Here is a 25203-nt window from a genome sequence, read left to right as displayed (position 1 = left end):
CCGGACATGTCGACGCCCTCTCATCGCTCTCGCTTTTTTGCATTCATCCTGATGGCGGTGCTGCTGGCCGCCGGTGGCTTCGGCTATTGGAAATCACGGCAGGACCGTCTGCCGGAGGGGCTGAGCATGGGCAATGGTCGCCTGGAGGCCACCGAAGTCCAGATCGCCAGCAAAACCCCCGGCCGCCTGGCTGAGGTACATGTCGATGAAGGCGATCCCGTGGTCAAGGGCCAGTTGCTGGCACGCATGGATACTCGCACGCTCGAGGCCCAGCGCAACCAGGCCGAAGCCGAAGTGGTGCGGGCGCGGGAGAACCTCGCCGCCACCGAGGCCAACGTGCAATTGCGCCACAGCGAGCAATTGCTTGCCCAACAGGAACTCAAGCGAACGCGGGAATTGTTCAAGCGCGGTTACGCCAGCGAACAGGCCATCGACCAGCAGCAAGCCCGCTTCGATACTGCAAATGCCGCAGTCAATGCTGCCCGGGCCCAGCTATCGGCGGCAAGCGCCACCATCGGCGCGACGCTCGCCCAGGTCGCCCAACTGACCAGCGAAATAGACGACAGCAGCCTGCGCGCGCCCATCGATGGCGTGATCCAGCTGCGCCTGGCCGAACCCGGCGAAGTACTGGGGGCCGGCGGACGCGTGCTGATGATGATCGATCCGAACGATCAGTACATGAACCTTTACCTGCCTGCGTCGGTGGCCGGGAAACTGGCGGTAGGCGACGAAGCACGGCTGTTGCTCGATGCCCTCCCCGAGCGTCCGTTGCCCGCGACGGTCAGCTTCGTTGCGGCCAAATCCCAATTCACTCCCAAGGAAGTCGAAACCCGGGACGAACGCCAGAAACTGGTGTTTCGCGTCAAGGTGCGCCTGACCCGGCCCGGTGAAGTGCCCCAGGCCAAACCCGGTATGCCTGGCGCCGGCTACGTGCGTACCGCGCCCATTGACTGGCCGGCCAATCTGCAATGAGCGTCACCGGCGGCGAACCGGCACTGCACGCTACGGGCATCGAGCATCGCTACGGCCAGCATGTCGCATTGCGCGACATCGCCTTCAGCCTGCCTGCCGGTACTCGCTGTGGCCTGATCGGCCCGGACGGAGCGGGCAAATCCAGTCTGCTGGGGCTGATCGCCGGAGTGAAAAAATTGCAGCGCGGCCAACTGGATGTGCTGGGCGCCTCGATTGAAGATCGACGTCATCGCACTGCCCTCTATCGCCGTATCGCTTTCATGCCGCAAGGACTGGGTGGCAACCTTTATCCGGACCTGTCGATACGCGAGAACATCCGGTTTTTCGGCACGTTGTTCGGACTGTCGCGATCAGAATGCGAACAGCGCATGGGCAAACTGTTACTGGCAACCGACTTGCAGGGCTTTGCCGACCGCCCGGCAGGCAAATTGTCCGGCGGCATGAAGCAGAAGCTGGGCTTGTGTTGCGCGCTGATTCACGAACCGGACTTGCTGATTCTCGACGAACCCACCACCGGCGTGGATCCGCTGTCCCGGCGACGGTTCTGGGAACTGATAGAAGACGTACGCCGGCAACGACCACGACTGACTCTGTTGGTCGCCACGGCCTATATGGAAGAGGCCGAGCAGTTCGAGCATTGCCTGATGCTCGACAACGGTCGCTTGTTGGCCAAGGGACTGAGCGCAGAATTGGCAGCCGTCACACCTGACGGCAAGCTCGATTCAGCGTTTACCCATTTCCAGGGCAATGGCGGCCGCGACGTTGACCCGTTGACGATTCCCCCCAGGCCCCACGGCACCGCCGATATCGCTATCGAAGCCCACGATCTGACGTTGCGCTTCGGTGAATTCACGGCGGTCGACAAGGTCAGCTTCGCCATTGGTCGTGGGGAAATTTTCGGGTTCCTGGGTTCAAACGGTTGCGGCAAGACCACCACGATGAAAGTGCTGACCGGACTCATGCCAGCCAGCGAAGGCAGCGCCAGGCTGTTGGGCAACCCGGTCAACGCCAGGGACCTGGCGACCCGCAAACGGGTGGGCTTCATGTCCCAGAATTTTTCGCTGTATGGCGAACTGAGCGTACGCCAGAACCTGGCCTTGCACGCCAGGCTGTTCGACCTGCCCAAGACTGAAAGCGGCAGCCGTATCGAAGAGCTGATCGAGCGCTTCAAGCTTCAAGACCTCGCCGACCAACCTTCCGGGGCGTTACCCCTGGGCCTGCGCCAGCGCCTGTCCCTGGCCGTAGCGGTGTTGCATCGCCCGGAAGTCCTGATTCTGGATGAGCCGACATCAGGCGTCGACCCGGCGGCACGGGATGACTTCTGGCGGTTATTGATCGAGCTGTCCCGCGAGCAAGGCGTGACAATTTTCCTTTCTACGCACTTCATGAACGAAGCCCAGCGTTGCGACCGCATTTCACTGATGCACGCCGGCAAGGTCCTGGCCTGCGACACACCACAAGCTCTGCAGACGCAGTTCAATGGCCAGACCCTGGAAACGGCTTTCGTCACCTGCCTGGAACAGGTCCAGGGCCAGACGCAGCCAGCCTCCACCCCCGTGGCCCTCGACCACGGGGACATTGCGCAAAACCGGCACGGCTTCAGCCTCGGCCGCCTGCTGGCCGTCGCGAGCCGGGAGGGCAAGGAGTTGTTGCGGGACAAAGTCCGCATGGCTTTCGCCTTTCTCGGCGCCCTGTTCATGATGGTGATCTTCGGCTACGGCATCTCCCTTGACGTGGAAAAACTGGCGTTCGCCGTGTTTGACCAGGATCAGAGCCCGCAAAGCCGTGCCTACCTGGAGGCTTTTCGCGGCTCGCGTTACTTCGAGGAACAGCCGCCCATACGAGACGCGAACGAACTGCATCGACGTCTGCAACGCTCGGAAATCAAGCTCGCCCTGGAGATACCTCCGGGGTTCGGACGGGATCTGTATGCCGGCCGACAACCCTCCGTCGGTGCCTGGCTGGACGGCGGCATGCCATTTCGAGCCGAGACCAGCCGTAACTACGTAGAGGCCGTGCACCAGGTCAATCTCGAGCAGTTGGCCGAGCAGAGTAGCCCGGCACTGAACCGGCAGGCCGGAGCGCAGTTGCAGACCCGGTTCCGCTATAACCAGGATGTGGTCAGCGTGAACGCCATCGGCCCTGGCGTCATGGCACTGATCCTGGCCTTCATCCCGGCCATGCTGACTGCGCTGGGCATCGTCCGGGAGAAGGAACTCGGCTCGATCACCAATTTCTACGCCACCCCACTGACTCGCCTGGAGTTCCTTCTGGGCAAACAGGCACCCTATCTGGCCGTCAGCCTGATCAATCTTGCCCTGCTGGCGGCAATGAATCGCTGGTTGTTCGGCGTGCCGTTCAAAGGCAGCGGCCTGACCCTGGCATTGGGCGGCCTGCTCTATGTGCTGGCGACCACCAGCCTGGGATTGCTGATTTCGGCGTTCACTCGCACCCAGATCGCAGCGATCCTCGGCACCATGATCCTCACCAGCCTGCCGACCATCCAGTTCTCCGGGTTGATCGTGCCACGCTCATCTCTGGAAGGTGCCGCGTCGGTCATGGGCCAGTTGTTTCCCGCCGGCTACTTCCTGGATATCGCCGTCGGCACTTTTACCAAGGCCCTGGACCTGCGTCAGCTATGGCCGCAATGCCTGGCGTTATGCGGCTTTTTCCTGGGTTTCACCGGGATCAGCCTGGTCATGCTGAAGAAGCAGGAGGCCTGATGCACACGCTCTCACACATCTGGCGTCTTGGACTCAAGGAATTGACCAGCCTGCGATACGACTCGGTTCTGCTGCTGTTTCTGGTCTACGCCTTCACCGTGGCTATCTACATGCCCGCCGCCGGCTCGGTCATCGGCGTTCACAACGCCAGCGTAGCGGTGGTGGATGAAGACCAGAGCCATGTTTCCCGCCAACTGGCCCAAGCGCTGCAGCCTCCGGAGTTCCAGAGTCCGGTGCCGCTGCCTTATGCGGAACTGGACAACGTCATGGACAGCGGCCGCTACACCTTTGTCATCAACGTGCCCGCCAGCTTCCAGGCCGACCTGCTCGCCGGACGCCAGCCCGCGCTGCAACTGAACGTCGACGCTACCGCCATGAGCCAGGCGTTCATGGGGGCCGGTTATATCGGACGGATCTTCCAGCAGGAACTGATGAGTTATGACAATCAGGCAACGGCGGCCGAACGAACGCCTGTGAAGCTGACCACCCGTTCGCTGTTCAACACCAATCTGGAGGGCGGGTGGTTTCTGGCAGTGATTCAGATCGTCAATAACATTACGATCCTGGCCATCATCCTGACGGGCACCGCGCTGCTGCGCGAGCGCGAGCATGGAACCCTCGACCACTTGCTGGTGCTGCCACTGACGGCGCTGGAAATCATGCTGGCGAAGATTTTCAGCAATATGCTGGTCGTGGTCCTGTGCACCTGGGTGTCGCTGGAGGTCATCGTCAAGGCCGCGCTGGGGGTGCCGCTCGCCGGCTCCTTGCTGCTTTTCCTGTCGGTGACCGCCCTTTACCTGTTTGCCAGCACCGCTCTGGGTATTTTTCTCGCCACCCTGGCTCGCTCCACACCTCAGTTCGGCTTGCTGTCGATTCCGGTCATCATTCCGATGCTGCTGTTGTCGGGCGGCAGCACGCCGCTGGACAGCATGCCGCAATGGCTGCAATGGGTGATGCAGGGATCGCCCTCCACCCATTTCGTCAGCCTCAGCGCGGCGATCCTGTTCCGTGATGCCGGAGTCGACGTGGTGTGGCCAGACCTGCTGGCGCTGGCAGCCATCGGGCTGGTTTTCTTCGCAATCGCGTTGGGGCGGTTCCGCAAGAGCCTGGCCTCGTAAGGCAGCCTGATCTACTGGATGATCAGGTTGTTGAACAACAGATCGTCCACCATCGGCTTGCCGGTCTCGTCGTTCATCACCTGCTGGGTCTGTTTCAACGCTTCCTGACGCAGCTTTTCCTTGGCTTCGAGGTTGTTCATCGTTTCGCTGGTCTGCTGCGCAAACAGTGCGACCAGCTGGTTGCGGATCAGCGGCTCGTTGGCCTTGACCGCTGCAGCGGCGGCATCGCCGGTGACGCGCAGGGCCACGTCAGCCTTGTAGACCTTCAGCTTCGCCGTACCGTCGAGGCCATAATTACCCACGAAAGGCGGGCTCAGCGTGATGTAGCTGACCTTCGGCGCCTCGCCCTCTTTCGCTTCCTTGGCTTCCTCGGCCATCACTGCCACAGGCAACGACAGGGCCAGCATCAACATGATCCACGCTTTCACATTCGACTCCTCATCCGGTTTGCGGCCCAGCATACCGCCCCGCCGCTCAAGCACAAGCTTATGGCTGGCTATCAGGGCAGGGCATGCTCGTTGACCCATTGACTCTCACACCTACACTTATCGGCCAACACTCCCAAAGGAATAGCCCTGATGAAAGCCGTGCTGTGCAAAGAATTCGGTCCCGCCGAATCGCTGGTGCTGGAAGACGTCGCCAGCCCCGTCGCGAAAAAGAACGAAGTGCTGCTGGACGTGCATGCTGCCGGGGTGAACTTTCCCGACACGCTGATCATCGAGGGCAAATATCAATTCAAGCCGCCCTTCCCTTTTTCTCCCGGCGGCGAAGCGGCGGGCGTCGTCAGTGAGGTAGGCGAAAAGGTCAGCCACCTGAAAGTCGGTGACCGGGTCATGGCGCTGACCGGCTGGGGCAGCTTTGCCGAACAGGTGGCGGTGCCGGGCTACAACGTCCTGCCCATTCCTCCGTCCATGGATTTCAAGACCGCCGCTGCGTTCAGCATGACCTACGGCACTTCGATGCACGCCCTCAAGCAGCGGGCCAATCTGCAACCTGGCGAAACCCTGCTGGTACTCGGTGCATCCGGCGGCGTCGGCCTGGCGGCGGTGGAGATCGGCAAGGCCATGGGCGCCCGGGTCATCGCTGCCGCCAGCAGCCCGGAGAAGCTCGCCGTCGCCAAGGCAGCCGGCGCCGATGAATTGATCGATTACAGCGCAACCAGTCTCAAGGACGAAATCAAGCGCCTCACCGACGGCCTGGGCGCCGACGTGATCTACGACCCGGTGGGCGGCGACCTGTTCGACCAGGCCATCCGTGCCATTGCCTGGAACGGCCGATTGCTGGTGGTGGGGTTTGCCAGCGGACGTATCCCCGAACTGCCGGTCAACCTGGCCCTTCTCAAGGGTGCCGCCGTGCTCGGCGTATTCTGGGGCTCCTTCGCCCAACGCCAGCCCCAGGACAACGCCGCCAACTTCCAGCAGTTGTTCGGCTGGTTCGCCGAGGGGAAGCTCAAGCCACTGGTTTCCCAGGTGTATCCCTTGAGCAACGCCGCCCAGGCGATCAACGACCTGGGCCAACGCAAGGCCGTGGGGAAGGTGGTGGTGCAGGTGCGCTGAAACATCTCGATGTGAAACCGAGTTGCCGCCAATCGCGAGCAGGCTCGCTCCCACAGTGTCTCGTGTGGCCTCGATAGAGTGCCCATCGCCAATCCCTGTGGGAGCGAGCCTGCTCGCGATGGCGGTGGCACAGACACGCGCCCGCGCCTGAAAAGCCATGTTCATTTAAGAACATTCAATAACGAAAATTTCCCCTATTTAAATGATGAGAGGCAATGCTATTTTCGGTAACGAAACTGTAACATTCACATCCGCAGTCATAACAAGAATCTGGAGCCCTTGAATGTTTGCTTTCTTTCGTCCTGCCGCTCATCAGGCATCCCTGCCTGAAGAAAAAATAGACAGCACCTATCGACGCCTTCGCTGGCAGATTTTTGCCGGGATTTTCATTGGGTATGCAGGCTACTACCTGCTGCGCAAGAACTTTTCCCTGGCCATGCCCTACCTGATCGACGAAGGCTACTCCCGTGGCCAGCTGGGCCTCGCCATGTCGGCCATCGCCATTGCCTATGGGCTCTCGAAATTCCTGATGGGCCTGGTGTCCGACCGTTCCAATCCACGTTACTTCCTGCCATTCGGCCTGTTGGTGTCGGCGGGGGTGATGTTCATATTCGGTTTCGCGCCTTGGGCAACGTCCAGTGTGACCATCATGTTCATCCTGCTGTTCATCAACGGCTGGGCCCAAGGCATGGGTTGGCCACCCAGTGGCCGGACCATGGTGCACTGGTGGTCGCAGAAGGAACGCGGCGGCGTGGTGTCGGTCTGGAACGTGGCGCATAACGTCGGTGGTGGCCTGATCGGCCCGCTGTTCCTGCTGGGCATGGGCTGGTTCAACGACTGGCATGCGGCGTTCTATGTACCGGCCGCCGTGGCGTTGATGGTCGCGCTGTTTGCCTTCGTGACGATGCGTGACACTCCACAATCGGTGGGCCTGCCGCCGATCGAGAAATACAAGAACGACTACCCGGAAGGCTACGACGCCAGCCACGAGAAGGAATTCAGCGCCAAGGAAATCTTCGTCAAATACGTGCTGCGCAACAAGATGCTCTGGTACATCGCCATGGCGAACGTGTTCGTCTATCTGCTGCGCTATGGCGTACTGGACTGGGCGCCGACCTACCTCAAGGAAGCCAAGGGCTTCACGGTGGATAAGAGCTCGTGGGCCTATTTCTTCTATGAGTGGGCGGGCATTCCCGGCACGCTGCTGTGCGGCTGGATGTCGGACAAGATCTTCCGGGGCAACCGTGGCCTGACGGGCATGGTGTTCATGGCGCTGGTGACGGTGGCGACCCTGGTCTACTGGCTGAACCCGGCCGGTAACCCGACCGTCGACATGATCGCCCTGGTGTCCATCGGCTTCCTGATCTACGGCCCGGTGATGCTGATCGGCCTACAGGCGCTCGAGTTGGCGCCGAAGAAAGCCGCGGGTACCGCCGCCGGTTTCACCGGTCTGTTTGGTTATCTCGGCGGCTCCGTCGCAGCCAGCGCTGCCATGGGCTACACCGTGGACCATTTCGGCTGGAACGGTGGCTTCGTGTTGCTGGTTGGCGCCTGCCTGCTGGCTATGGCCTTCCTTGCGCCAACCCTGTGGCACAAACAAGTTGCCAGTCAGAGCCGCGAGGCAGTGGCCTGATCCTGGGCTGACCTGCAGCGCCTGAGCCGCGCCTCCAGATTCCGGTCTGGCATGGCGTGGCTGCGCAGGGCGAGGATGGTCTGCTCGACGTAATCGCGAGTCGTGCCATAACGCCCACAGGCGCTTTCGAACACCTGGCTCAGCACATGATCCGGCAGGTTGCCGGCATAGCTGGGCAGGTGTCGCTCCAGCACGAACCCCAGGGCCTGCACCCGACGCCCATTTTCCAGACGGCAACTGAGCCAGTGCGGGCGATAGGACGGAAACGGCATCTCGCGCTGCCACAAGGCAAACAGCGAGTCTTCAAGGTTCTCTTCCGGCAATCGGTAGGCAAAACCGCTGCATGAACCACCCCGGTCCAACCCAAACACCAACCCCGGCCATTCGGGCGTGCCGCGATGTTCGTGGGACCACAGGTACAAACCTCGATGATACCCATGAACCCGACCGCGCATCCGCTCCACCGCCGTGCACTCTGGCCGCCAGATCAACGAACCGTAGGCAAACAACCAGACGGGCCCGCCTTGATGCAGGCGCATGGTCGAGTGCATCGAAGCGAGCAATTGTTCACGGGTCAGCTGCGGCCCCAGGTCGAGGCGTGGCGGATACGGGGCACAGGTAATGGCGGTTTCGATAGCGGTCATGGCCGGTAGCGTTTGGCTCGCGGTTCGGAGTGGCTTGGCGCGTCAGGCTGCTGACGTTTGGCACAGACGAGGCAAGTTAAATGCCATCGCGCGCCTATATACGTTATCGGTATTGAGCCCTGAAGCTAAATACCGATACGAAATATAGGGAGTTATAACCCGCCTATGGTGGGAAGCTTGCCCCTCGTCACAGCCTCATGATGGCTGGGGTCAGTTCGTCATGCCCGCGGAGCGTAGGCAAACACGTCGGCCCGCATCTGGTGGGCATCCATCCCGGCTTCCACCAGCGCATCGAGCGTCGCATAGATCATCGCCGGCGAACCGCTGGCATAAACGTGAACGCCAGAGAGGTCGCTGATGTCCTCGCACACAGCCTCGTGGAGCATTCCGCAGCGCCCTTCCCAACCACACAGATCGCTGACGACCTTATGCAGGAAGAGATTGGGCAGCTTCTTCCACTCGTCCCAATGCTCGATTTCATAGAAATCGTCCGGACGCCGCACGCCCCAGTACAGGTGTACCGGGTGTTTGAAGCCTTCGGCGCGGCAATGCTCGATCAGGCTGTGCATCTGCGCCATACCGGTGCCAGCGGCAATCAGCACCAGCGGGCCATCAGGCAGTTCAGACAGGTGGGTGTCGCCAAACGGCATCTCTACGTGCACGTTAGGATGACGGCGCAACTGCTCAAGAAGAGCCTTGGCACTGTTTTCGCGCACCAACACGTGCAACTGCAGATTGCGCCCCGAATGCGGGGCCGAGGCCAGGGAGAAGGCCGATTTCTCGCCATTTTCCCGCTCGACCATCAAGTATTGCCCGGCATGATAACGTGGCGGTTTACCCGCCGGCGCGCGCAGGTTTACCCGCCAGACATCGCCTCCCACGTCGACGCACTCCACGACCTGGCATGCCAGGCGGCGAACCGGCAACTCACCCGGCGCCAGCACGCCATCCCACAGCACGACGCAATCTTCCAGGGGCTCGGCGATGCAGGTGAAGATTTCACCGTGATCGCGCACTTCGCCCGCCTGCTCGACGCGCCCCTCCACCAGCAACGCGCCACAGACATGGCAGTTGCCGTTGCGGCAGCTTTGCGGGCACTCGTAGCCCAGGCGCCGCGCGCCGTCGAGAATCCGCTCTGCGGGCTGTATTTCCAGCACCGCGCCGGAAGGCTGCAGGGTTACACGCATCAATCTATTCCTAACTGATTCCAAATGGCATCGATCCGTTGGGTAACGGCTTCATCCTTGACGATAACCCGGCCCCACTCACGGGTGGTTTCACCGGGCCATTTGTGCGTGGCATCGAGCCCCATCTTCGATCCCAGGCCGGACACCGGCGAAGCGAAGTCGAGGTAATCGATCGGCGTGTTGTCGATCATCACCGTGTCGCGCTTGGGGTCCATGCGCGTGGTGATGGCCCAGATCACGTCGTTCCAGTCCCGTGCGTTGATATCGTCGTCAGTGACGATAACGAACTTGGTGTACATGAACTGTCGCAGAAACGACCAGACCCCCAGCATCACGCGCTTGGCGTGCCCTGGATACGACTTTTTCATGGTCACCACGGCCATGCGGTATGAACAACCCTCAGGCGGCAGGTAGAAATCGGTGATCTCCGGGAATTGCTTCTGCAGGATCGGCACGAAGACTTCGTTCAGCGCCACGCCGAGAATGGCCGGCTCGTCCGGGGGCCGCCCCGTGTAGGTGCTGTGGTAGATCGGCTTGGTCCGGTGGGTAATGCGCTCGACGGTGAACACGGGGAAGCTGTCGACTTCATTGTAGTAGCCGGTGTGGTCGCCATAGGGACCTTCATCGGCCATCTCACCGGGATGGATCACGCCTTCGAGGATGATCTCCGCGGTAGCCGGGACTTGCAGATCGTTGCCACGGCATTTCACCAGCTCGGTGCGGTTGCCGCGCAGCAGACCGGCGAATGCATATTCGGAAAGTGTGTCCGGCACGGGCGTGACGGCCCCGAGGATGGTCGCCGGGTCCGCGCCCAAGGCCACGGACACCGGGAATGGCTGGCCGGGGTGTTTTTCACACCATTCGCGGTAATCCAGCGCGCCGCCACGGTGGCTGAGCCAACGCATGATGACCTTGTTGCGACCGATCACCTGCTGTCGATAGATCCCGAGATTCTGGCGATCCTTGTTCGGGCCTTTGGTGACCGTCAGCCCCCAGGTGATCAACGGCCCGACATCGCCCGGCCAGCAGGTCTGCACCGGCAGCATCGCCAGGTCGACATCGTCGCCCTCGATCACCACTTCCTGGCAAATCGCGTCCTTGACGACTTTCGGCGCCATGGAAATGATCTTGCGAAAGATCGGCAGTTTGGACCATGCATCCTTCAGGCCTTTCGGCGGTTCGGGTTCCTTGAGGAACGCCAGCAGCTTGCCGATTTCCCGCAATTCGCCGACGGCTTCGGCCCCCATGCCCAGGGCCACCCGCTCCGGGGTGCCGAACAAGTTGCCCAAGACCGGGATGTCAAAGCCGGTAGGGTTTTCAAACAGCAGCGCCGGGCCCTTGGCTCGCAGGGTGCGGTCGCAGACCTCGGTCATTTCCAGCACGGGAGATACCGGCACCTGGATGCGCTTGAGTTCGCCGCGCTGTTCCAGACCGCTAATAAAGTCGCGCAAATCGCGATACTGCATGCAAAAGCCTCATGGTGGCCGTGGCGTTCGGGGGCCCGAGTTTAACGCCGCCCGTTCCGAATAGTGAATGCACAGATAGCAAAAAGCCGGGTTTCCCCGGCTCTAGCTGGTCTGTCCCGCCCGATTTACTTGCGCTTCATCGAAAGGAAGAACTCATCGTTGGTCTTGGTGGTTTTCAGCTTGTCCACCAGGAACTCGATCGCCGCCACTTCATCCATCGGGTGCAACAGCTTGCGCAGGATCCACATACGCTGCAGCTCGTCGTCGGCGGTCAGCAACTCTTCGCGGCGCGTGCCGGAACGGTTGATGTTGATGGCCGGGAACACACGCTTTTCGGCGATGCGACGGTCAAGCGGCAGCTCCATGTTGCCGGTGCCCTTGAACTCTTCGTAGATCACTTCGTCCATCTTCGAGCCGGTTTCAACCAGCGCGGTGGCGATGATGGTCAACGAACCGCCTTCCTCGATGTTGCGCGCCGCACCGAAGAAACGCTTCGGTTTTTCCAGGGCATGGGCGTCGACACCACCGGTCAGCACCTTGCCGGAGCTCGGGATCACCGTGTTGTAGGCACGAGCCAGACGGGTGATGGAGTCCAGCAGGATGACCACGTCCTTCTTGTGCTCGACCAGGCGCTTGGCCTTCTCGATCACCATTTCGGCAACCTGCACGTGGCGGGTCGGCGGCTCGTCGAACGTCGAGGCGACCACTTCGCCGCGCACGGTGCGCTGCATCTCGGTCACTTCTTCCGGACGCTCGTCGATCAGCAGCACGATCAGATGAACTTCAGGGTTGTTACGGGCGATGTTGGCCGCGATGTTCTGCAGCATGATCGTCTTGCCCGCCTTCGGCGGCGCCACGATCAGACCACGCTGGCCTTTGCCGATGGGTGCGCACAGGTCGATGACACGACCGGTGAGGTCTTCGGTGGAGCCGTTGCCGGCTTCCATCTTCATGCGCACGGTCGGGAACAGCGGGGTCAGGTTTTCGAAAAGAATCTTGTTCTTCGCGTTTTCCGGACGGTCGAAGTTGATGGTGTCGACCTTGAGCAGCGCGAAGTAACGCTCGCCTTCCTTCGGAGGGCGAATCTTGCCAACGATGGTGTCACCGGTGCGCAAGTTGAAACGGCGGATCTGGCTCGGCGAGACGTAGATATCGTCCGGGCCGGCCAGGTAGGAAGCGTCCGCGGAACGGAGAAAGCCGAAGCCGTCCTGGAGAATCTCCAGCACGCCATCACCGGAGATTTCCTCGCCGCTCTTCGCGTGCTTCTTGAGCAGGGAGAAAATCACGTCCTGCTTGCGCGAACGGGCCATATTTTCTAGGCCCATCTGTTCGGCCAATTCGAGCAGTTCGGTAATCGGCTTTTGCTTGAGTTCAGTCAGATTCATATAGGAATGACGTAATCATTTATGGAGGGAAAATTAAGCTTTTGGCTTAATGAGGCCGCGCCGCGGAGAAGGCGACAGGATCGCGTACTTATTCGAAAGGAGAGCGTCGGCGACGGCTTGCAGGGGGCGCTGGAGAAACCAGTGCGGGGCCGAATGTAACACCTGGATTTACGAGCGTCTAGCCCCGAAGAACGAAAAAGCCCCGCAATTGGCGGGGCTTTTACAACGGCATTCAGCGCTTAGAGGTTAGCGTCGATGAAGGCCGCCAATTGCGACTTCGACAGGGCACCGACCTTGGTGGCTTCGACGTTGCCGTTCTTGAACAGCATCAGGGTCGGGATACCACGCACGCCGTGCTTGGCCGGAGTTTCCTGGTTTTCATCGATGTTCAGCTTGGCAACGGTCAGCTTGCCCTTGTAGGTCTCGGCAATTTCGTCCAGGACCGGCGCGATCATTTTGCACGGACCGCACCACTCAGCCCAATAGTCGACCAGTACCGCGCCTTCGGCATTGATTACGTCAGCCTCGAAGCTAGCGTCGCTAACGTGTTTGATCAGATCGCTGCTCATGGAATTCTCCGGGGTTGTCAGCAAAAAAACGTGGCCCATCATAGCGGCCCTTCCCGGGTTCAGGAAGCCGCAGTTGATTGAGTCTCGCTATGGCGGAGCATGCAAGCGTGTATCGTCCGGCTCAGGAAGCAGCGGGCGCGACAAAGGCGATTCCGGTGCGCAGCGCAGCGTTACGTACATGTTCCTGCATGGCTTTTTGCGCAGGGCCCGATGCACGGCGGACCAGCGCGCGGAGGATTTTGCGGTGCTCCTGCCAGGTTTCCATGGCCCGTTCGGCCCTGATGAACGGTAGCTTCTGGCTCTCCAGGAAGATCTCGGCGCTGGCGGAGAGGATGCTCAGCATTGCCTGGTTGCCGCTGGCCAGCAGGATTCGCCGATGGAATTCGAAATCCAGTCGTGCTGCCGCGTCGAAATGCCCTGACTTCAACTCCCGGCGCATGGCTTCGACATTGTCCTCCAGCACATCGAGGTCCCCAGGGGTCAGCGTCACCGCCGCCAACCCGGCCGCGAAGCCTTCCAGCGCATAACGCAACTGGAAAATGTCCATTGGCGAGGCCTGGGCTGCGAACGGCCAGGCCGGGGTCGACTCGTTGCGTGAAACGTCCACTTGGGACTGCACGAACACCCCTTTGCCCGGCTGCACGCTGATCGTGCCCAGGGCGCTCAACGACGAAAGCGCCTCACGCAGCGATGCCCGACTCACGCCCAACTGCACGGCCAGTTCGCGTTGCGACGGCAGCGCATCGCCGGGACCGAAGCCTTGTTCGACGATCAGTTTACGGATGGCTTGCAACGCCACTTCAGGGACGGCGCGAGGGATGGAATTCATGTTCTTTTCGACAGACCGGACCAGTGAGCGGCTAGTTGTAAAGCTATTCGGAGCGCCCGGCAAGTCGTGCCCCAGCGGGGTTCGGCGGCCAATGCCAACGCTCGATAACGGTGCGAAATACGGCGCAACTGTTCAGACCAGTAAGACCGCCTCCCGCCAGTAAAACCGAGGCTTTCGCCGCCGGAAAATCGCCTTGGCACGCCCCGTGCTCTGTCGCCATGCAGAAACCACATCACCGATCCCGGAGATACGCCATGACCCTGCGTTTCAGCGCCCTGCTCACTGCCCTGTTTGCCAGCTTGATGCTTTGTCAGATCCCCGCCCACGCCGATGGCCTTGAAGATGTGGTCAAGCGCGGCACCCTGAAGGTCGCGGTGCCCCAGGACTTTCCACCCTTTGGCTCGGTAGGCCCGGACATGAAACCCCGGGGCCTGGACATCGATACGGCGAAGCTGCTGGCCGATCAGCTCAAGGTCAAGCTTGAACTGACGCCAGTCAACAGCACCAACCGCATTCCCTTCCTGACTACCGGCAAGGTCGATCTGGTGATTTCCAGCCTGGGCAAGAACCCGGAACGTGAAAAGGTCATCGACTTTTCCAGCGCCTATGCACCTTTCTACCTCGCCGTGTTCGGCCCGCCCGAGGCGACCATCAATGGCCTGGATGATCTCAAGGGCAAGACCATCAGCGTCACCCGTGGTGCCATTGAAGACATCGAGCTGACCAAGGTTGCCCCGCCAGATGCCACCATCAAACGCTTCGAAGACAACAACTCGACCATCGCCGCCTACCTGGCCGGCCAGGTGGACCTGATCGCCAGCGGCAACGTGGTGATGGTGGCCATCAGCGAACGCAACCCCAAGCGTGTGCCGGCCTTGAAAGTGAAGCTCAAGGACTCGCCGGTGTACGTCGGCGTGAACAAGAACGAGCCCGCGCTGCTGGACAAGGTCAACCAGATCCTCGCCACGGCCAAGGCCGACGGCAGCCTGGAGAAAAACTCGCAGACCTGGCTGAAACAGCCGCTGCCGGCCGACCTCTGACCAACGCTTGAGGGGGCTGAGCATGGCTTATCAGTTCGATTTCCTGCCGGTGGTGCAAAACACCGAGCTGTTGGTGCGCGGCGCGCTGTTCACCCTGGAGCTGACGGCCATTGGCGCACTCTTCGGGGTCGGCCTGGGTATCGTGGGCGCCGTGGTGCGGGCCTGGGATATCCGGCCGTTCGCCGCGATTTTCGGCGTGTACGTGGAGTTGATCCGCAACACGCCGTTCCTGGTGCAGCTGTTCTTCATTTTCTTCGGCTTGCCGTCCCTGGGTCTGCAGATTTCCGAATGGCAGGCGGCGGTGTTGGCGATGGTGATCAACCTGGGGGCCTACTCCACCGAAATCATCCGCGCCGGCATCCAGGCCATCCCCCGGGGACAGCTGGAAGCCGCCGCGGCCCTGGCGATGAGTCGCTTCGAAGCCTTCCGCTACGTGGTATTGCTGCCAGCGCTGGGCAAGGTCTGGCCGGCCCTGAGCAGTCAGATCATTATCGTGATGCTGGGCTCGGCGGTCTGTTCCCAGATCGCCACCGAAGAGTTGAGTTTCGCCGCCAACTTCATCCAATCGCGTAACTTCCGCGCCTTTGAAACTTATGCGCTGACGACCCTGATCTATTTGTGCATGGCGTTGCTGATCCGCCAGTTCCTGAACTGGCTGGGCCGCCGCTGCCTGTACCGGAGCGCCCAATGAGCGATTTCACTTTTTGGGACGTGGTGCGCAACCTGCTCACGGGCCTGCAATGGACCCTGGCGTTGTCCCTGGTGGCGTTTATCGGTGGGGGCGTGATCGGTTTGCTGGTCCTGGTGCTGCGCATCGCCAAGGGCACCCTGACCCGCCATGTCGCCCGTACTTATATCGAGCTGTTCCAGGGCACACCCTTGCTGATGCAACTGTTCCTGGTGTTCTTCGGCGTGGCCCTGGCCGGGGTGGAGATTTCGCCCTGGATGGCAGCGGCAATTGCCCTCACGTTGTTTACCAGCGCCTACCTGGCGGAGATCTGGCGCGGTTGCGTCGAGGCCATCCCCCATGGTCAATGGGAAGCCTCTTCCAGCCTGGCGTTGAACCGGCTGGAGCAGTTGCGCTACGTGATACTGCCCCAGGCCCTGCGCATTGCCGTGGCGCCGACCGTGGGGTTCTCGGTACAGGTGATCAAGGGCACGGCGGTGACTTCGATCATTGGCTTCACCGAACTGACCAAGACCGGCGGCATGCTCGCCAACGCCACGTTCGAGCCCTTTATGGTGTATGGCCTGGTGGCCCTTGGTTACTTCCTGCTCTGCTACCCCTTGTCCCTCAGTGCGCGCTACCTGGAAAGGAGACTGCATGCCTCTGCTTAGAATTTCCGCCCTGCATAAATACTACGGCGACCATCACGTACTCAAAGGCATCGACCTCAGCATCGAGGAAGGCCAGGTGGTTGCGATCATCGGCCGCAGCGGTTCGGGCAAATCCACCTTGCTGCGCACCCTCAATGGCCTGGAATCGATCAATGACGGTGTGATCGAAGTGGACGGCGAATACCTCGACGCCGCTCGCGCCGATCTGCGCAGCCTGCGCCAGAAAGTCGGCATGGTGTTCCAGCAGTTCAACCTGTTCCCGCACCTGACCGTGGGCGAAAATGTCATGCTCGCCCCTCAGGTCGTACAGAAAGTATCCAGGGCCAAGGCCGCCGAACTGGCGCGACGGATGCTGGAGCGGGTCGGGCTCGGCGAAAAATTCGATGCTTTCCCGGAACGTCTCTCCGGTGGCCAGCAGCAGCGGGTAGCCATCGCCAGGGCCCTGGCGATGTCTCCCAAGGTCTTGCTGTGCGATGAAATCACCTCGGCCCTGGACCCCGAATTGGTCAATGAAGTGCTCAATGTGGTCCGACAGCTGGCCAAAGAAGGCATGACATTGATCATGGTTACCCACGAAATGCGGTTCGCCCGCGAGGTGGGGGACAAGCTGGTGTTCATGCACCAGGGCAAGGTCCATGAAGTGGGGGATCCCAAGGTGCTGTTCGCCCATCCGCAGACAGCAGAACTGGCGAACTTCATCGGGACGGTCGAGTCCGTGGCCTGAAGCGTGGCGCCTGTTCTGGCCTCATCGCGAGCAGGCTCGCTCCCACCTCGGATTGTCGCCCATCGCGATTTCACTGTGGGAACGAGCCCTGCTCGCGATTGACCGCGAAGCGGTCGCCATACATTGGCGTAAGCGGTCGATCGTGGCAGGATGGCAAGGTTATCGACCGAGACTTTCTGACCATGCCGCCATCCCAAGCCAAGAATCTGTCCCTGATCGCCGCCATAGACCTGGGCTCCAACAGCTTCCACATGGTCGTCGCCAAGGCCCAGAACGGGGAAATACGGATTCTCGAACGGCTCGGTGACAAGGTCCAGCTGGCTGCCGGCATCGACGAAGAGCGCCGTCTGAGCGAAGAATCCATCCAGCGCGGACTCGACTGTCTCAAGCGGTTTGCCCAACTGATCAACGGCATGCCCCTGGGCGCAGTGCGGATCGTGGGCACCAACGCCCTGCGCGAGGCGCGCAACCGTGGCGAATTCATCCGCCGCGCCGAGGAAATCCTCGGTCACCCGGTGGAAGTCATCTCCGGCCGCGAAGAAGCCCGCCTGATCTACCTGGGCGTCTCCCATACCCTGGCCGACACCCCCGGCAAGCGACTGGTGGCGGACATTGGTGGCGGCAGTACGGAGTTCATCATCGGCCAGCGCTTCGAGCCCCTGCTGCGCGAAAGCCTGCAAATGGGCTGCGTCAGCTACACCCAGCGTTATTTCCGCGACGGCAAGATCACCCCGGCCCGCTATGCCCAGGCCTACACGGCGGCGCGGCTGGAAATCATGAGTATCGAACACGCCCTGCACCGCCTGACGTGGGACGAAGCCATTGGTTCCTCGGGCACCATTCGCGCCATCGGCCTGGCGCTCAAGGCCGGCGGTCATGGCAACGGCGAAGTCAACGCCGAGGGCTTGGCCTGGCTCAAGCGCAGGCTGTTCAAGCTCGGTGAATCGGACAAGATCGACTTCGAAGGCATCAAGCCCGACCGCCGGGCAATTTTCCCGGCTGGCCTGGCGATTCTCGAGGCCATTTTCGACGCCCTCGAGCTGCAACGCATGGACCATTGCGAAGGTGCCCTGCGCGAAGGCGTGCTCTACGACCTGTTGGGACGCCATCACCACGAAGACGTCCGCGAGCGCACCCTGGGTTCGCTCATGGAGCGTTACCACGTCGATCTGGAGCAGGCCGTGCGCGTCGAACGCAAGGCGCTGCATGCCTTCGACCAGGTGGCCGACGACTGGGACCTGAACGACGGTATCTGGCGCGAACTGCTGGGCTGGGCCGCCAAGGTGCACGAAGTGGGCCTGGACATTGCCCACTATCATTATCACAAGCACGGCGCGTACCTGATCGAACACTCCGACCTGGCAGGTTTCTCCCGGGAAGACCAGCAAATGCTCGCCCTGCTGGTGCGTGGCCACCGGCGCAATATTCCCAAGGACAAGTTCACCGAGTTCGGTGATGACGGCATCAAGCTGATTCGCCTGTGCGTGCTGCTGCGTTTCGCAATCCTGTTCCACCACATCCGCGGCACCCAGGAAATGCCCCAGGTAGCCCTGCACGCCGACGGCGATCAACTGGATGTGATGTTTCCCGATGGCTGGCTGGAAGAAAACCAGCTGACCCAGGCCGACTTCGCCCAGGAAGCGGAATGGCTGACCCGTGTCGGGATTGTGCTGAATATCCACTGATCCAGCAGCAGTGAGAACCAACTGTGGTGAGGGGATTTATCCCCGCTGGGCTGCGAAGCAGCCCTTGGTGAAATGACCTCGGTGAATCTGACGTACCACAGGTTCAGGCTTTAGGGCTGCTGCGCAGCCCAGCGGGGATAAATCCCCTCGCCACAAAGCAACCCCTACCGCCGTTTAACGAACCGGCAACACCGGGCTGCTCAGGCGCTCCAGCAAGGTTGCCTGGGCGCTGCGCGGGTTCTGGTTGCCGGTGGGCGTGTTGCGGATGTAGCGGCCGTCCGACTGCAGGCTCCAGCTGTGGGTGTTGTCGGTGAGGTAGCTTTCCAACTCCTTCTTCACCCGCAGGATCAGTTTCTTGCCCTCTACCGGGAAGCAGGTCTCGACGCGCTTGTCGAGATTGCGCTCCATCCAGTCGGCGCTGGACAGGAACATCTGTTCCTCGCCACCGTTGAGGAAGTAGAACACCCGAGTGTGCTCCAGGAAGCGGCCAATGATCGAGCGCACGTGGATGTTATGGGAGACCCCTGGGATGCCCGGGCGCAGGCAGCACATGCCACGCACCACCAGGTCGATGCGCACGCCCGACTGACTGGCCTTGTACAACGCACGGATGATCTTCGGATCGGTCAGCGAGTTGAACTTGGCAATGATGTGCGCCGGCTTGCCATCCAGGGCGAACTGGGTCTCCCGGGTGATCATGTCGAGCATGCCCTTTTTCAGGGTGAACGGCGCATGCATCAGTTTCTTCATGCGCAGGGTCTTGCCCATGCCGATCAACTGGCTGAACAGCTTGCCGACGTCTTCGCACAAGGCATCGTCGGACGTCAGCAGGCTGTAGTCGGTGTACAGACGGGCGTTGGCCGCGTGGTAGTTGCCGGTGCCCAAGTGGGCGTAACGCACAATCTCACCGGCCTCGCGCCGAAGGATAAGCATCATCTTGGCGTGTGTCTTGAAGCCGACCACGCCATAGATCACCACCGCGCCGGCCGCTTGCAGACGGCTGGCCAGTTGCAGGTTGGACTCTTCATCGAAGCGCGCCCGCAATTCGATCACCGCCGTGACCTCCTTGCCGTTTCGCGCCGCATCCACCAGGGCATCGACGATTTCCGAGTTGGCGCCGCTGCGGTAGAGGGTCTGGCGTACCGCCAGGACGTGCGGGTCCTTGGCGGCCTGGCGCAGCAGGTCGACCACCGGGGTGAACGACTCGAATGGGTGCAACAGCAGGATGTCCTGCTTGCTGATCACGCTGAAAATGTTCTCGCTGTTTTGCAGCAATTTCGGGATCTGCGGCGTGAACGGCGAATATTGCAACTCCGGATGACTGTCCAGGCCGGTGATGCTGAACAGACGGGTGAGGTTGACCGGGCCATTGACCTGGTACAGCTCGGTCTCATGCAGGTTGAACTGCTTGAGCAGGTAATCGGACAGATGTTTCGGACAGGTGTCGGCCACTTCCAGGCGCACCGCATCGCCGTAGCGCCGGGAGAACAGCTCGCCACGCAGGGCGCGGGCCAGGTCCTCGACGTCCTCGGTGTCCACCGACAGGTCGGCGTTGCGCGTCAGGCGGAACTGGTAACAACCCTTCACCTTCATGCCCTGGAACAGGTCATCGGCATGGGCATGGATCATCGACGACAGGAACACATAGTTGTCGCCAGGGCCGCCGACGTCCTCCGGCACACGGATGATGCGCGGCAGCAGGCGTGGTGCGGGGATGATCGCCAGGCCGGAATCGCGACCGAAGGCATCGATGCCCTCCAGTTCGACGATGAAGTTCAGGCTCTTGTTGACCAGCAACGGAAACGGGTGAGTCGGGTCAAGGCCGATCGGCGTGATGATCGGCGCAATCTCGTCACGGAAATAGCGGCGCACCCAGGTCTTGAGCTTGGTGGTCCAGTAACGGCGACGAATGAAGCGCACCTGATGCTTTTCCAGCTCCGGCAACAGGATGTCGTTGAGGATCGCGTACTGGCGATCGACCTGGCCGTGAACCAGTTCGCTGATGCGCGCCAGGGCCTGATGGGGTTGCAGGCCGTCGGCGCCGGCCTGTTCGCGGGCGAAGGTGATCTGCTTCTTCAGGCCGGCGACGCGAATCTCGAAGAACTCATCGAGGTTGCTGGAAAAGATCAGCAGGAACTTCAGCCGCTCCAGCAACGGATAAGACTCGTCCAGCGCCTGTTCCAGCACGCGGATGTTGAATTGCAGTTGCGACAACTCGCGATGGATGTACAGGCTGCTGTCATCCAGGTTGGGGATCGCAATCGCCGGAGCCGGGGCGGGCTCGGTAGCCACCGGGGGAGCAGGCTCCAGCTCCGGTGGCGTCTCGTCGATTTGCTCGACCACGGGTTGAGCGTCTTTTACGGCAACTTCAGTGAGTCCTTCGGTATTCATCGCAAGTTCCTGGGAGGCTATTTCTGCTCTCGTAGCAATTGGGCAGCGCGCACGGCGAAGTAAGTCAGGATGCCATCAGCGCCGGCGCGTTTAAAAGCGGTCAAGGATTCGAGAATCACCCCTTCGCTCAACCAGCCGTTCTGGATCGCCGCCATGTGCATGGCGTACTCGCCGCTGACCTGATAGACAAAGGTCGGCACTTTGAATTCGTCTTTGACCCGGCAGAGAATGTCGAGGTAGGGCATGCCCGGCTTGACCATCACCATGTCGGCCCCTTCCGACAAGTCCGCCGCCACTTCGTGCAAGGCTTCCTGGCTGTTGGCCGGGTCCATCTGATAGGAGGCCTTGTTGGCCTTGCCCAGGCTCAGGGCCGAACCGACGGCATCGCGGAACGGACCGTAGTAGGCGCTGGCGTACTTGGCCGAATAGGCCATGATCCGCACATTGACGTGGCCGGCCACTTCAAGCGCTTCGCGGATCGCCTGGATGCGACCGTCCATCATGTCCGACGGCGCCACCACCTGGGCGCCGGCCTCGGCGTGGGACAGCGCCTGCTTGACCAGCGCATCGACCGTGACGTCGTTCTGCACATAGCCCTCTTCATCGAGGATGCCGTCCTGGCCGTGGGTGGTGAACGGATCCAGCGCAACGTCGGTGATCACACCCAGCTCCGGGAAACGCTCGCGCAAGGCACGGGTCGCACGCTGGGCGATGCCCTCTGGATTCCAGGCTTCGGCGGCGTCCAGGGATTTGAGCGCCGGCGGCGTTACCGGGAACAACGCCAGCGCCGGAATTCCCAGCTCAACCCATTGGGCGGCTTCTTCGAGCAACAGATCGATGGTCAGGCGCTCCACGCCGGGCATCGACGTCACTGCTTCGCGACGGTTCTCACCGTCCAACACGAACACCGGCAGGATCAGGTCATTGGTGGTCAACACGTTTTCACGCACGAGCCGACGAGAAAACTCATCACGGCGATTGCGACGCAGGCGGGTGGCGGGGAAAAGACGGTTGGCGGGGGTAAAGCTCACGGCAGACTCCTGAGCCCGCGCTGACGGGCAAGCGTGACAGTTATAAGCGGTCATTATGACGAACACATTACAGAAGTGTTGCGTCCGGGCGGCAATGTTCTGGACCTGTGACCCGTCGTCGCAGTTATTGTCGTTGTAGGAATTGTTCACGTCGAGACACATTTCGATACTTTCCTGAATGTGTCTGAAGGGTTAGGCTGCGCGTTCATTTCGCCAGCACCCAGACAATGCTCCAGCAATTTCTACATGACTTCGGCTACCTGGCCCTGTTTATCGGCACGTTCTTCGAGGGCGAAACCATCCTCGTGCTCGCAGGCTTCCTGGCGTTCCGTGGCTACATGGACATCAACCTGGTGGTCGTCGTTGCATTCTGCGGCAGCTACGCGGGCGATCAGCTGTGGTATTTCCTGGGACGCAAGCATGGGCGCAAGCTACTGGCTCGCAAGCCCCGCTGGCAGTTGATGGGCGACCGCGCCCTGGAGCACATTCGCCGGCATCCGGACATCTGGGTCCTGAGCTTTCGCTTCGTCTACGGCCTGCGCACGGTGATGCCAGTGGCCATCGGCCTCTCGGGCTATCCGCCGGGCCGTTACCTGTTGCTCAATGGCATTGGCGCAGCCATCTGGGCCACCGCGCTGGCCGCTGCGGCGTACCACTTCGGGGCCGCGCTGGAAACCATTCTGCCCAGCATCAAGAAATATGAACTGTGGGTGCTCGGCAGCCTGCTGGTGCTGGGTTTTGGACTGTGGCTGCGCCGCCGGATCAAGAATGCCCGACTGGCCAGGAAAGTCCTCGAGGCCGAGCGGCTGGAGCAAGCCAGGTCCGGCGAACCTACGACACCCAGCGAGTGAACCGGTTGCGGCAGCAATACAAGCCAATCCCGCTGAGCAGGCTGTAGCAAAGTACCCCGGCCCAGGCTATGGCGCTGACCTGCGCGCTGGCCGGCCATAATCCGACCAGGGGCGCCAGCCATACCAAGGGCAGGTTCGAAGCCAACCGCAACAGCTCCAATCGCAACGCCCAAGGTCGATTCTCCAGGGCCGTGCCCAACACGAACAGCCCGAACGCCACCGCCCCCCACCCCAACACCAGGGCGGCGACCGGCAAGCTGCTTTCCAGGTTCATCAAATAACTGCCCAGCGCAATGTAGGTGCAAAATTGCAGCGCCACGTACCACTGCTGGCGCACGTCCAGCGGCACGTCGAACTTGCGGAACCGGCTCAGGTCCGGCTTATTCAGAGGATACTTCGCCGCGACGTCCGCCGGCCGCCAACCGGTGGGCATGAACCAGATCCGCAGCTTGTCCCACCACCGTTCGGCCCGTCGGGCGTCGGCCCACAGTTGGGCGTAGAACTGCAGGTTGGCCCACAGGGGATTCCAGCTGGCTAGCGGCGTGGTCACCCCAAAAATCACCGGTTCATGCTCGTCCTCCTCCTGGAAGGTGCCGAACAGACGGTCCCAAATAATGAACACCCCTCCGTAGTTGCGATCCATATAGAGAAGGTTCTGCGCATGGTGGGCACGATGATTGGACGGCGTAACGAAGCACCACTCCAGCCAACCGAGCTTGGGAATGTGCTGGGTATGGACCCAGAACTGATACAGCAGATTCAGCGCCGCGACGCTGACGAACACCACCAGCGGGACGCCCAACACCGCCAGTGGCAGGTAGAAAATCCAGCTCAACAGGAACCCTGTGCTGGTCTGGCGCAATGCGGTGGAGAGGTTGTAGTCCTCACTCTGGTGATGCACCGAATGGGCGGCCCAGAGAATGTTGCGCTCATGCCCCATGCGGTGCAGCCAGTAGTAACAGAAGTCGTAGAACACAAAGGCCAGGATCCAGACCCAGGCCCGGTCGGCGGGCAATCGGAAAACGGCCAGATGCTCCAGGGCGAAGGCATAGGTCACCAGGCCCACGCCCTTGGTCAACAACCCGGTGGTGGTAGACAGCACGCCGGTGCTCAGGCTGTTGATCGCATCAGCCACGCGGTAATGGCTGACACCACGCCAGCGATCGGCCAACAGTTCGACGGCAATCAACACGAAGAAGAACGGCACGGCATACAGAATGAAATTCATGATGCGACCCAGTCATGCGAGGCAGGGAGATAGTCGGCAGATTAGGTGTAGCGGCCCGATAACCCTATGGCAACGAGTGACAAATTAGTGGACATTTAACGCCATGAATCTGGAGAAAAGCCCATGAGCAAAAAAGTTGCAGTGATCCTTTCCGGCTGTGGCGTGTACGACGGCGCCGAGATCCATGAAAGCGTGATCACGTTGCTGCGCCTCGACCAACGCGGTGCACAGGTGCAGTGCTTTGCACCCAACATTGCCCAATTGCATGTGATCAATCACCTGACCGGTGAAGAGATGCCCGAAAGCCGAAACGTGCTGGTGGAGTCGGCCCGGATTGCCCGAGGCAACGTGAAGGACTTGCGCGAGGCCAGGGCCGAGGACTTCGATGCCTTGATCGTGCCCGGAGGCTTTGGCTCGGCGAAAAACCTGTCCAATTTTGCCGTCGAAGGCACCGGCTGCACCGTCCAGCCAGAAGTCCTGGCGCTGGCCGAGGCCTTCGCCGAGGCCGGCAAACCGGTGGGGCTGATCTGCATTTCCCCTGCCCTGGCAGCGAAGATCTATGGCCCAGGCGTGATCTGTACCATCGGCACCGATACCGACACAGCCGCCGCCGTGACCAAAATGGGCGGCACCCATACCGATTGCCCGGTGACAGACATCGTCGAGGACACCGCTCGCAAACTGGTCAGCACCCCGGCCTACATGCTGGCGCAAAACATCAGCGAAGCGGCATCGGGCATCAACAAGCTGGTGGACCGTGTGCTGGAGCTGACCCACGAGAACGACGCCTGATCATCGCCGTTCTGCTCCTGTGGGAGTGAGCCTGCTCGCGA

Annotated in this window: 22 protein-coding genes; 12 read left to right on the top strand and 10 right to left on the bottom strand. The window is 61.2% G+C overall.

Annotation, left to right across the window (positions count from 1 at the left end; translation table 11 throughout):
• The first annotated feature begins 6 nt into the window (after nucleotides 1-6).
• From EGM97_RS17140 to EGM97_RS17130, 3 genes are read left to right on the top strand one after another with little or no spacing between them, the layout of a single operon-like run.
• The gene (locus EGM97_RS17140) at nucleotides 7-972 is read left to right on the top strand and encodes an HlyD family secretion protein (RefSeq protein ID WP_238961676.1); all 966 of its coding nucleotides are present in this window, start codon (nucleotides 7-9) and stop codon (nucleotides 970-972) included.
• Entirely contained in the window at nucleotides 969-3695 is a 2727-nt protein-coding gene (gene rbbA / locus EGM97_RS17135; protein WP_238961677.1) for a ribosome-associated ATPase/putative transporter RbbA, read from the top strand. The genes EGM97_RS17140 and rbbA overlap by 4 nt, the downstream gene beginning before the upstream one ends.
• Nucleotides 3695-4813: an ABC transporter permease gene (locus EGM97_RS17130; RefSeq protein WP_238961678.1), complete on the top strand. Its 1119-nt coding sequence runs from the start codon at nucleotides 3695-3697 to the stop codon at nucleotides 4811-4813. Before rbbA ends, EGM97_RS17130 begins: the two co-directional genes overlap by 1 nt.
• Before the next feature lie 11 nt (nucleotides 4814-4824).
• On the opposite strand, the gene EGM97_RS17125 is transcribed toward EGM97_RS17130, so the two are convergent.
• Nucleotides 4825-5241 carry a flagellar basal body-associated protein FliL gene (locus EGM97_RS17125; protein WP_053149666.1) on the bottom strand — a complete coding sequence of 139 codons (417 nt, stop codon included), beginning with the start codon at nucleotides 5239-5241 and terminating at the stop codon, nucleotides 4825-4827.
• 150 nt (nucleotides 5242-5391) lie between these two features.
• Between EGM97_RS17125 and EGM97_RS17120 the strand changes: the two genes are divergently transcribed.
• Together EGM97_RS17120 and glpT are read left to right on the top strand one after the other, a co-directional pair.
• Nucleotides 5392-6369, top strand: a complete 978-nt coding sequence (locus tag EGM97_RS17120) for an NADPH:quinone oxidoreductase family protein (RefSeq protein ID WP_238961679.1) — start codon at nucleotides 5392-5394, stop codon at nucleotides 6367-6369.
• A gap of 283 nt (nucleotides 6370-6652) precedes the next feature.
• On the top strand, nucleotides 6653-8002 hold the full coding sequence (gene glpT, locus EGM97_RS17115) for a glycerol-3-phosphate transporter (RefSeq protein WP_238961680.1): 1350 nt from the start codon (nucleotides 6653-6655) through the stop codon (nucleotides 8000-8002).
• On the opposite strand, the gene EGM97_RS17110 is transcribed toward glpT, so the two are convergent.
• The 6 genes from EGM97_RS17110 to EGM97_RS17085 form a co-directional block, all read right to left on the bottom strand.
• Nucleotides 7978-8646 carry a gamma-glutamylcyclotransferase gene (locus EGM97_RS17110; protein WP_238961681.1) on the bottom strand — a complete coding sequence of 223 codons (669 nt, stop codon included), beginning with the start codon at nucleotides 8644-8646 and terminating at the stop codon, nucleotides 7978-7980. The genes glpT and EGM97_RS17110 overlap by 25 nt on opposite strands.
• Before the next feature lie 218 nt (nucleotides 8647-8864).
• Nucleotides 8865-9833 (bottom strand): CDP-6-deoxy-delta-3,4-glucoseen reductase, encoded by a 969-nt coding sequence (locus EGM97_RS17105; RefSeq protein ID WP_238961682.1) that lies wholly within the window; start codon nucleotides 9831-9833, stop codon nucleotides 8865-8867.
• Entirely contained in the window at nucleotides 9833-11299 is a 1467-nt protein-coding gene (gene ubiD, locus EGM97_RS17100; protein ID WP_238961683.1) for a 4-hydroxy-3-polyprenylbenzoate decarboxylase, read from the bottom strand. The genes EGM97_RS17105 and ubiD overlap by 1 nt, the downstream gene beginning before the upstream one ends.
• A 125-nt stretch (nucleotides 11300-11424) precedes the next feature.
• Nucleotides 11425-12684 (bottom strand): transcription termination factor Rho, encoded by a 1260-nt coding sequence (rho, locus tag EGM97_RS17095; RefSeq protein ID WP_053148453.1) that lies wholly within the window; start codon nucleotides 12682-12684, stop codon nucleotides 11425-11427.
• Between the two features lie 239 nt (nucleotides 12685-12923).
• The gene (trxA, locus tag EGM97_RS17090; protein ID WP_232776836.1) at nucleotides 12924-13253 is read right to left on the bottom strand and encodes a thioredoxin TrxA; all 330 of its coding nucleotides are present in this window, start codon (nucleotides 13251-13253) and stop codon (nucleotides 12924-12926) included.
• A 121-nt stretch (nucleotides 13254-13374) separates the two neighbouring features.
• Nucleotides 13375-14082, bottom strand: a complete 708-nt coding sequence (locus tag EGM97_RS17085) for a FadR/GntR family transcriptional regulator (RefSeq protein ID WP_238961684.1) — start codon at nucleotides 14080-14082, stop codon at nucleotides 13375-13377.
• Nucleotides 14083-14336: 254 nt separating this feature from the next.
• Here EGM97_RS17085 and EGM97_RS17080 point away from each other — a divergent pair, with 254 nt between their 5' ends.
• From EGM97_RS17080 to ppx, 5 genes are all read left to right on the top strand, one after another.
• Complete coding sequence (locus EGM97_RS17080; protein ID WP_238961685.1) at nucleotides 14337-15122, top strand: transporter substrate-binding domain-containing protein; 786 nt, start codon at nucleotides 14337-14339, stop codon at nucleotides 15120-15122.
• 22 nt (nucleotides 15123-15144) lie between these two features.
• The gene (locus EGM97_RS17075; protein ID WP_238961686.1) at nucleotides 15145-15813 is read left to right on the top strand and encodes an amino acid ABC transporter permease; all 669 of its coding nucleotides are present in this window, start codon (nucleotides 15145-15147) and stop codon (nucleotides 15811-15813) included.
• On the top strand, nucleotides 15810-16460 hold the full coding sequence (locus tag EGM97_RS17070; protein ID WP_053148465.1) for an amino acid ABC transporter permease: 651 nt from the start codon (nucleotides 15810-15812) through the stop codon (nucleotides 16458-16460). Before EGM97_RS17075 ends, EGM97_RS17070 begins: the two co-directional genes overlap by 4 nt.
• The gene (locus EGM97_RS17065; RefSeq protein ID WP_238961687.1) at nucleotides 16447-17184 is read left to right on the top strand and encodes an amino acid ABC transporter ATP-binding protein; all 738 of its coding nucleotides are present in this window, start codon (nucleotides 16447-16449) and stop codon (nucleotides 17182-17184) included. Before EGM97_RS17070 ends, EGM97_RS17065 begins: the two co-directional genes overlap by 14 nt.
• Before the next feature lie 182 nt (nucleotides 17185-17366).
• Entirely contained in the window at nucleotides 17367-18869 is a 1503-nt protein-coding gene (gene ppx / locus EGM97_RS17060; protein WP_238961688.1) for an exopolyphosphatase, read from the top strand.
• Nucleotides 18870-19043: 174 nt separating this feature from the next.
• On the opposite strand, the gene ppk1 is transcribed toward ppx, so the two are convergent.
• Nucleotides 19044-21260 (bottom strand): polyphosphate kinase 1, encoded by a 2217-nt coding sequence (ppk1, locus tag EGM97_RS17055; protein WP_238961689.1) that lies wholly within the window; start codon nucleotides 21258-21260, stop codon nucleotides 19044-19046.
• Nucleotides 21261-21277: 17 nt separating this feature from the next.
• Nucleotides 21278-22291: a porphobilinogen synthase gene (gene hemB / locus EGM97_RS17050; protein WP_238961690.1), complete on the bottom strand. Its 1014-nt coding sequence runs from the start codon at nucleotides 22289-22291 to the stop codon at nucleotides 21278-21280.
• Between the two features lie 227 nt (nucleotides 22292-22518).
• On the opposite strand from hemB, the gene EGM97_RS17045 reads away from it, so the two are divergent.
• Nucleotides 22519-23142, top strand: coding sequence for a DedA family protein (locus EGM97_RS17045; protein WP_238961691.1), 624 nt, complete (start codon nucleotides 22519-22521; stop codon nucleotides 23140-23142).
• Here EGM97_RS17045 and EGM97_RS17040 read toward each other — a convergent pair.
• Nucleotides 23123-24370: a sterol desaturase family protein gene (locus EGM97_RS17040; protein ID WP_238961692.1), complete on the bottom strand. Its 1248-nt coding sequence runs from the start codon at nucleotides 24368-24370 to the stop codon at nucleotides 23123-23125. The genes EGM97_RS17045 and EGM97_RS17040 overlap by 20 nt on opposite strands.
• 123 nt (nucleotides 24371-24493) lie before the next feature.
• Here EGM97_RS17040 and elbB point away from each other — a divergent pair, with 123 nt between their 5' ends.
• A complete protein-coding gene (gene elbB, locus EGM97_RS17035; RefSeq protein ID WP_238961693.1) occupies nucleotides 24494-25162 on the top strand; it encodes an isoprenoid biosynthesis glyoxalase ElbB in 669 nt (222 codons plus the stop codon).
• The last annotated feature ends 41 nt before the right edge of the window (nucleotides 25163-25203 follow it).

The organism is Pseudomonas sp. AF32, from assembly GCF_022342325.2.
GTDB lineage: Bacteria > Pseudomonadota > Gammaproteobacteria > Pseudomonadales > Pseudomonadaceae > Aquipseudomonas > Aquipseudomonas uvaldensis.
Note: the sequence above shows the minus strand (reverse complement) of the source record. Positions and strands in the feature narration are given on the sequence as shown.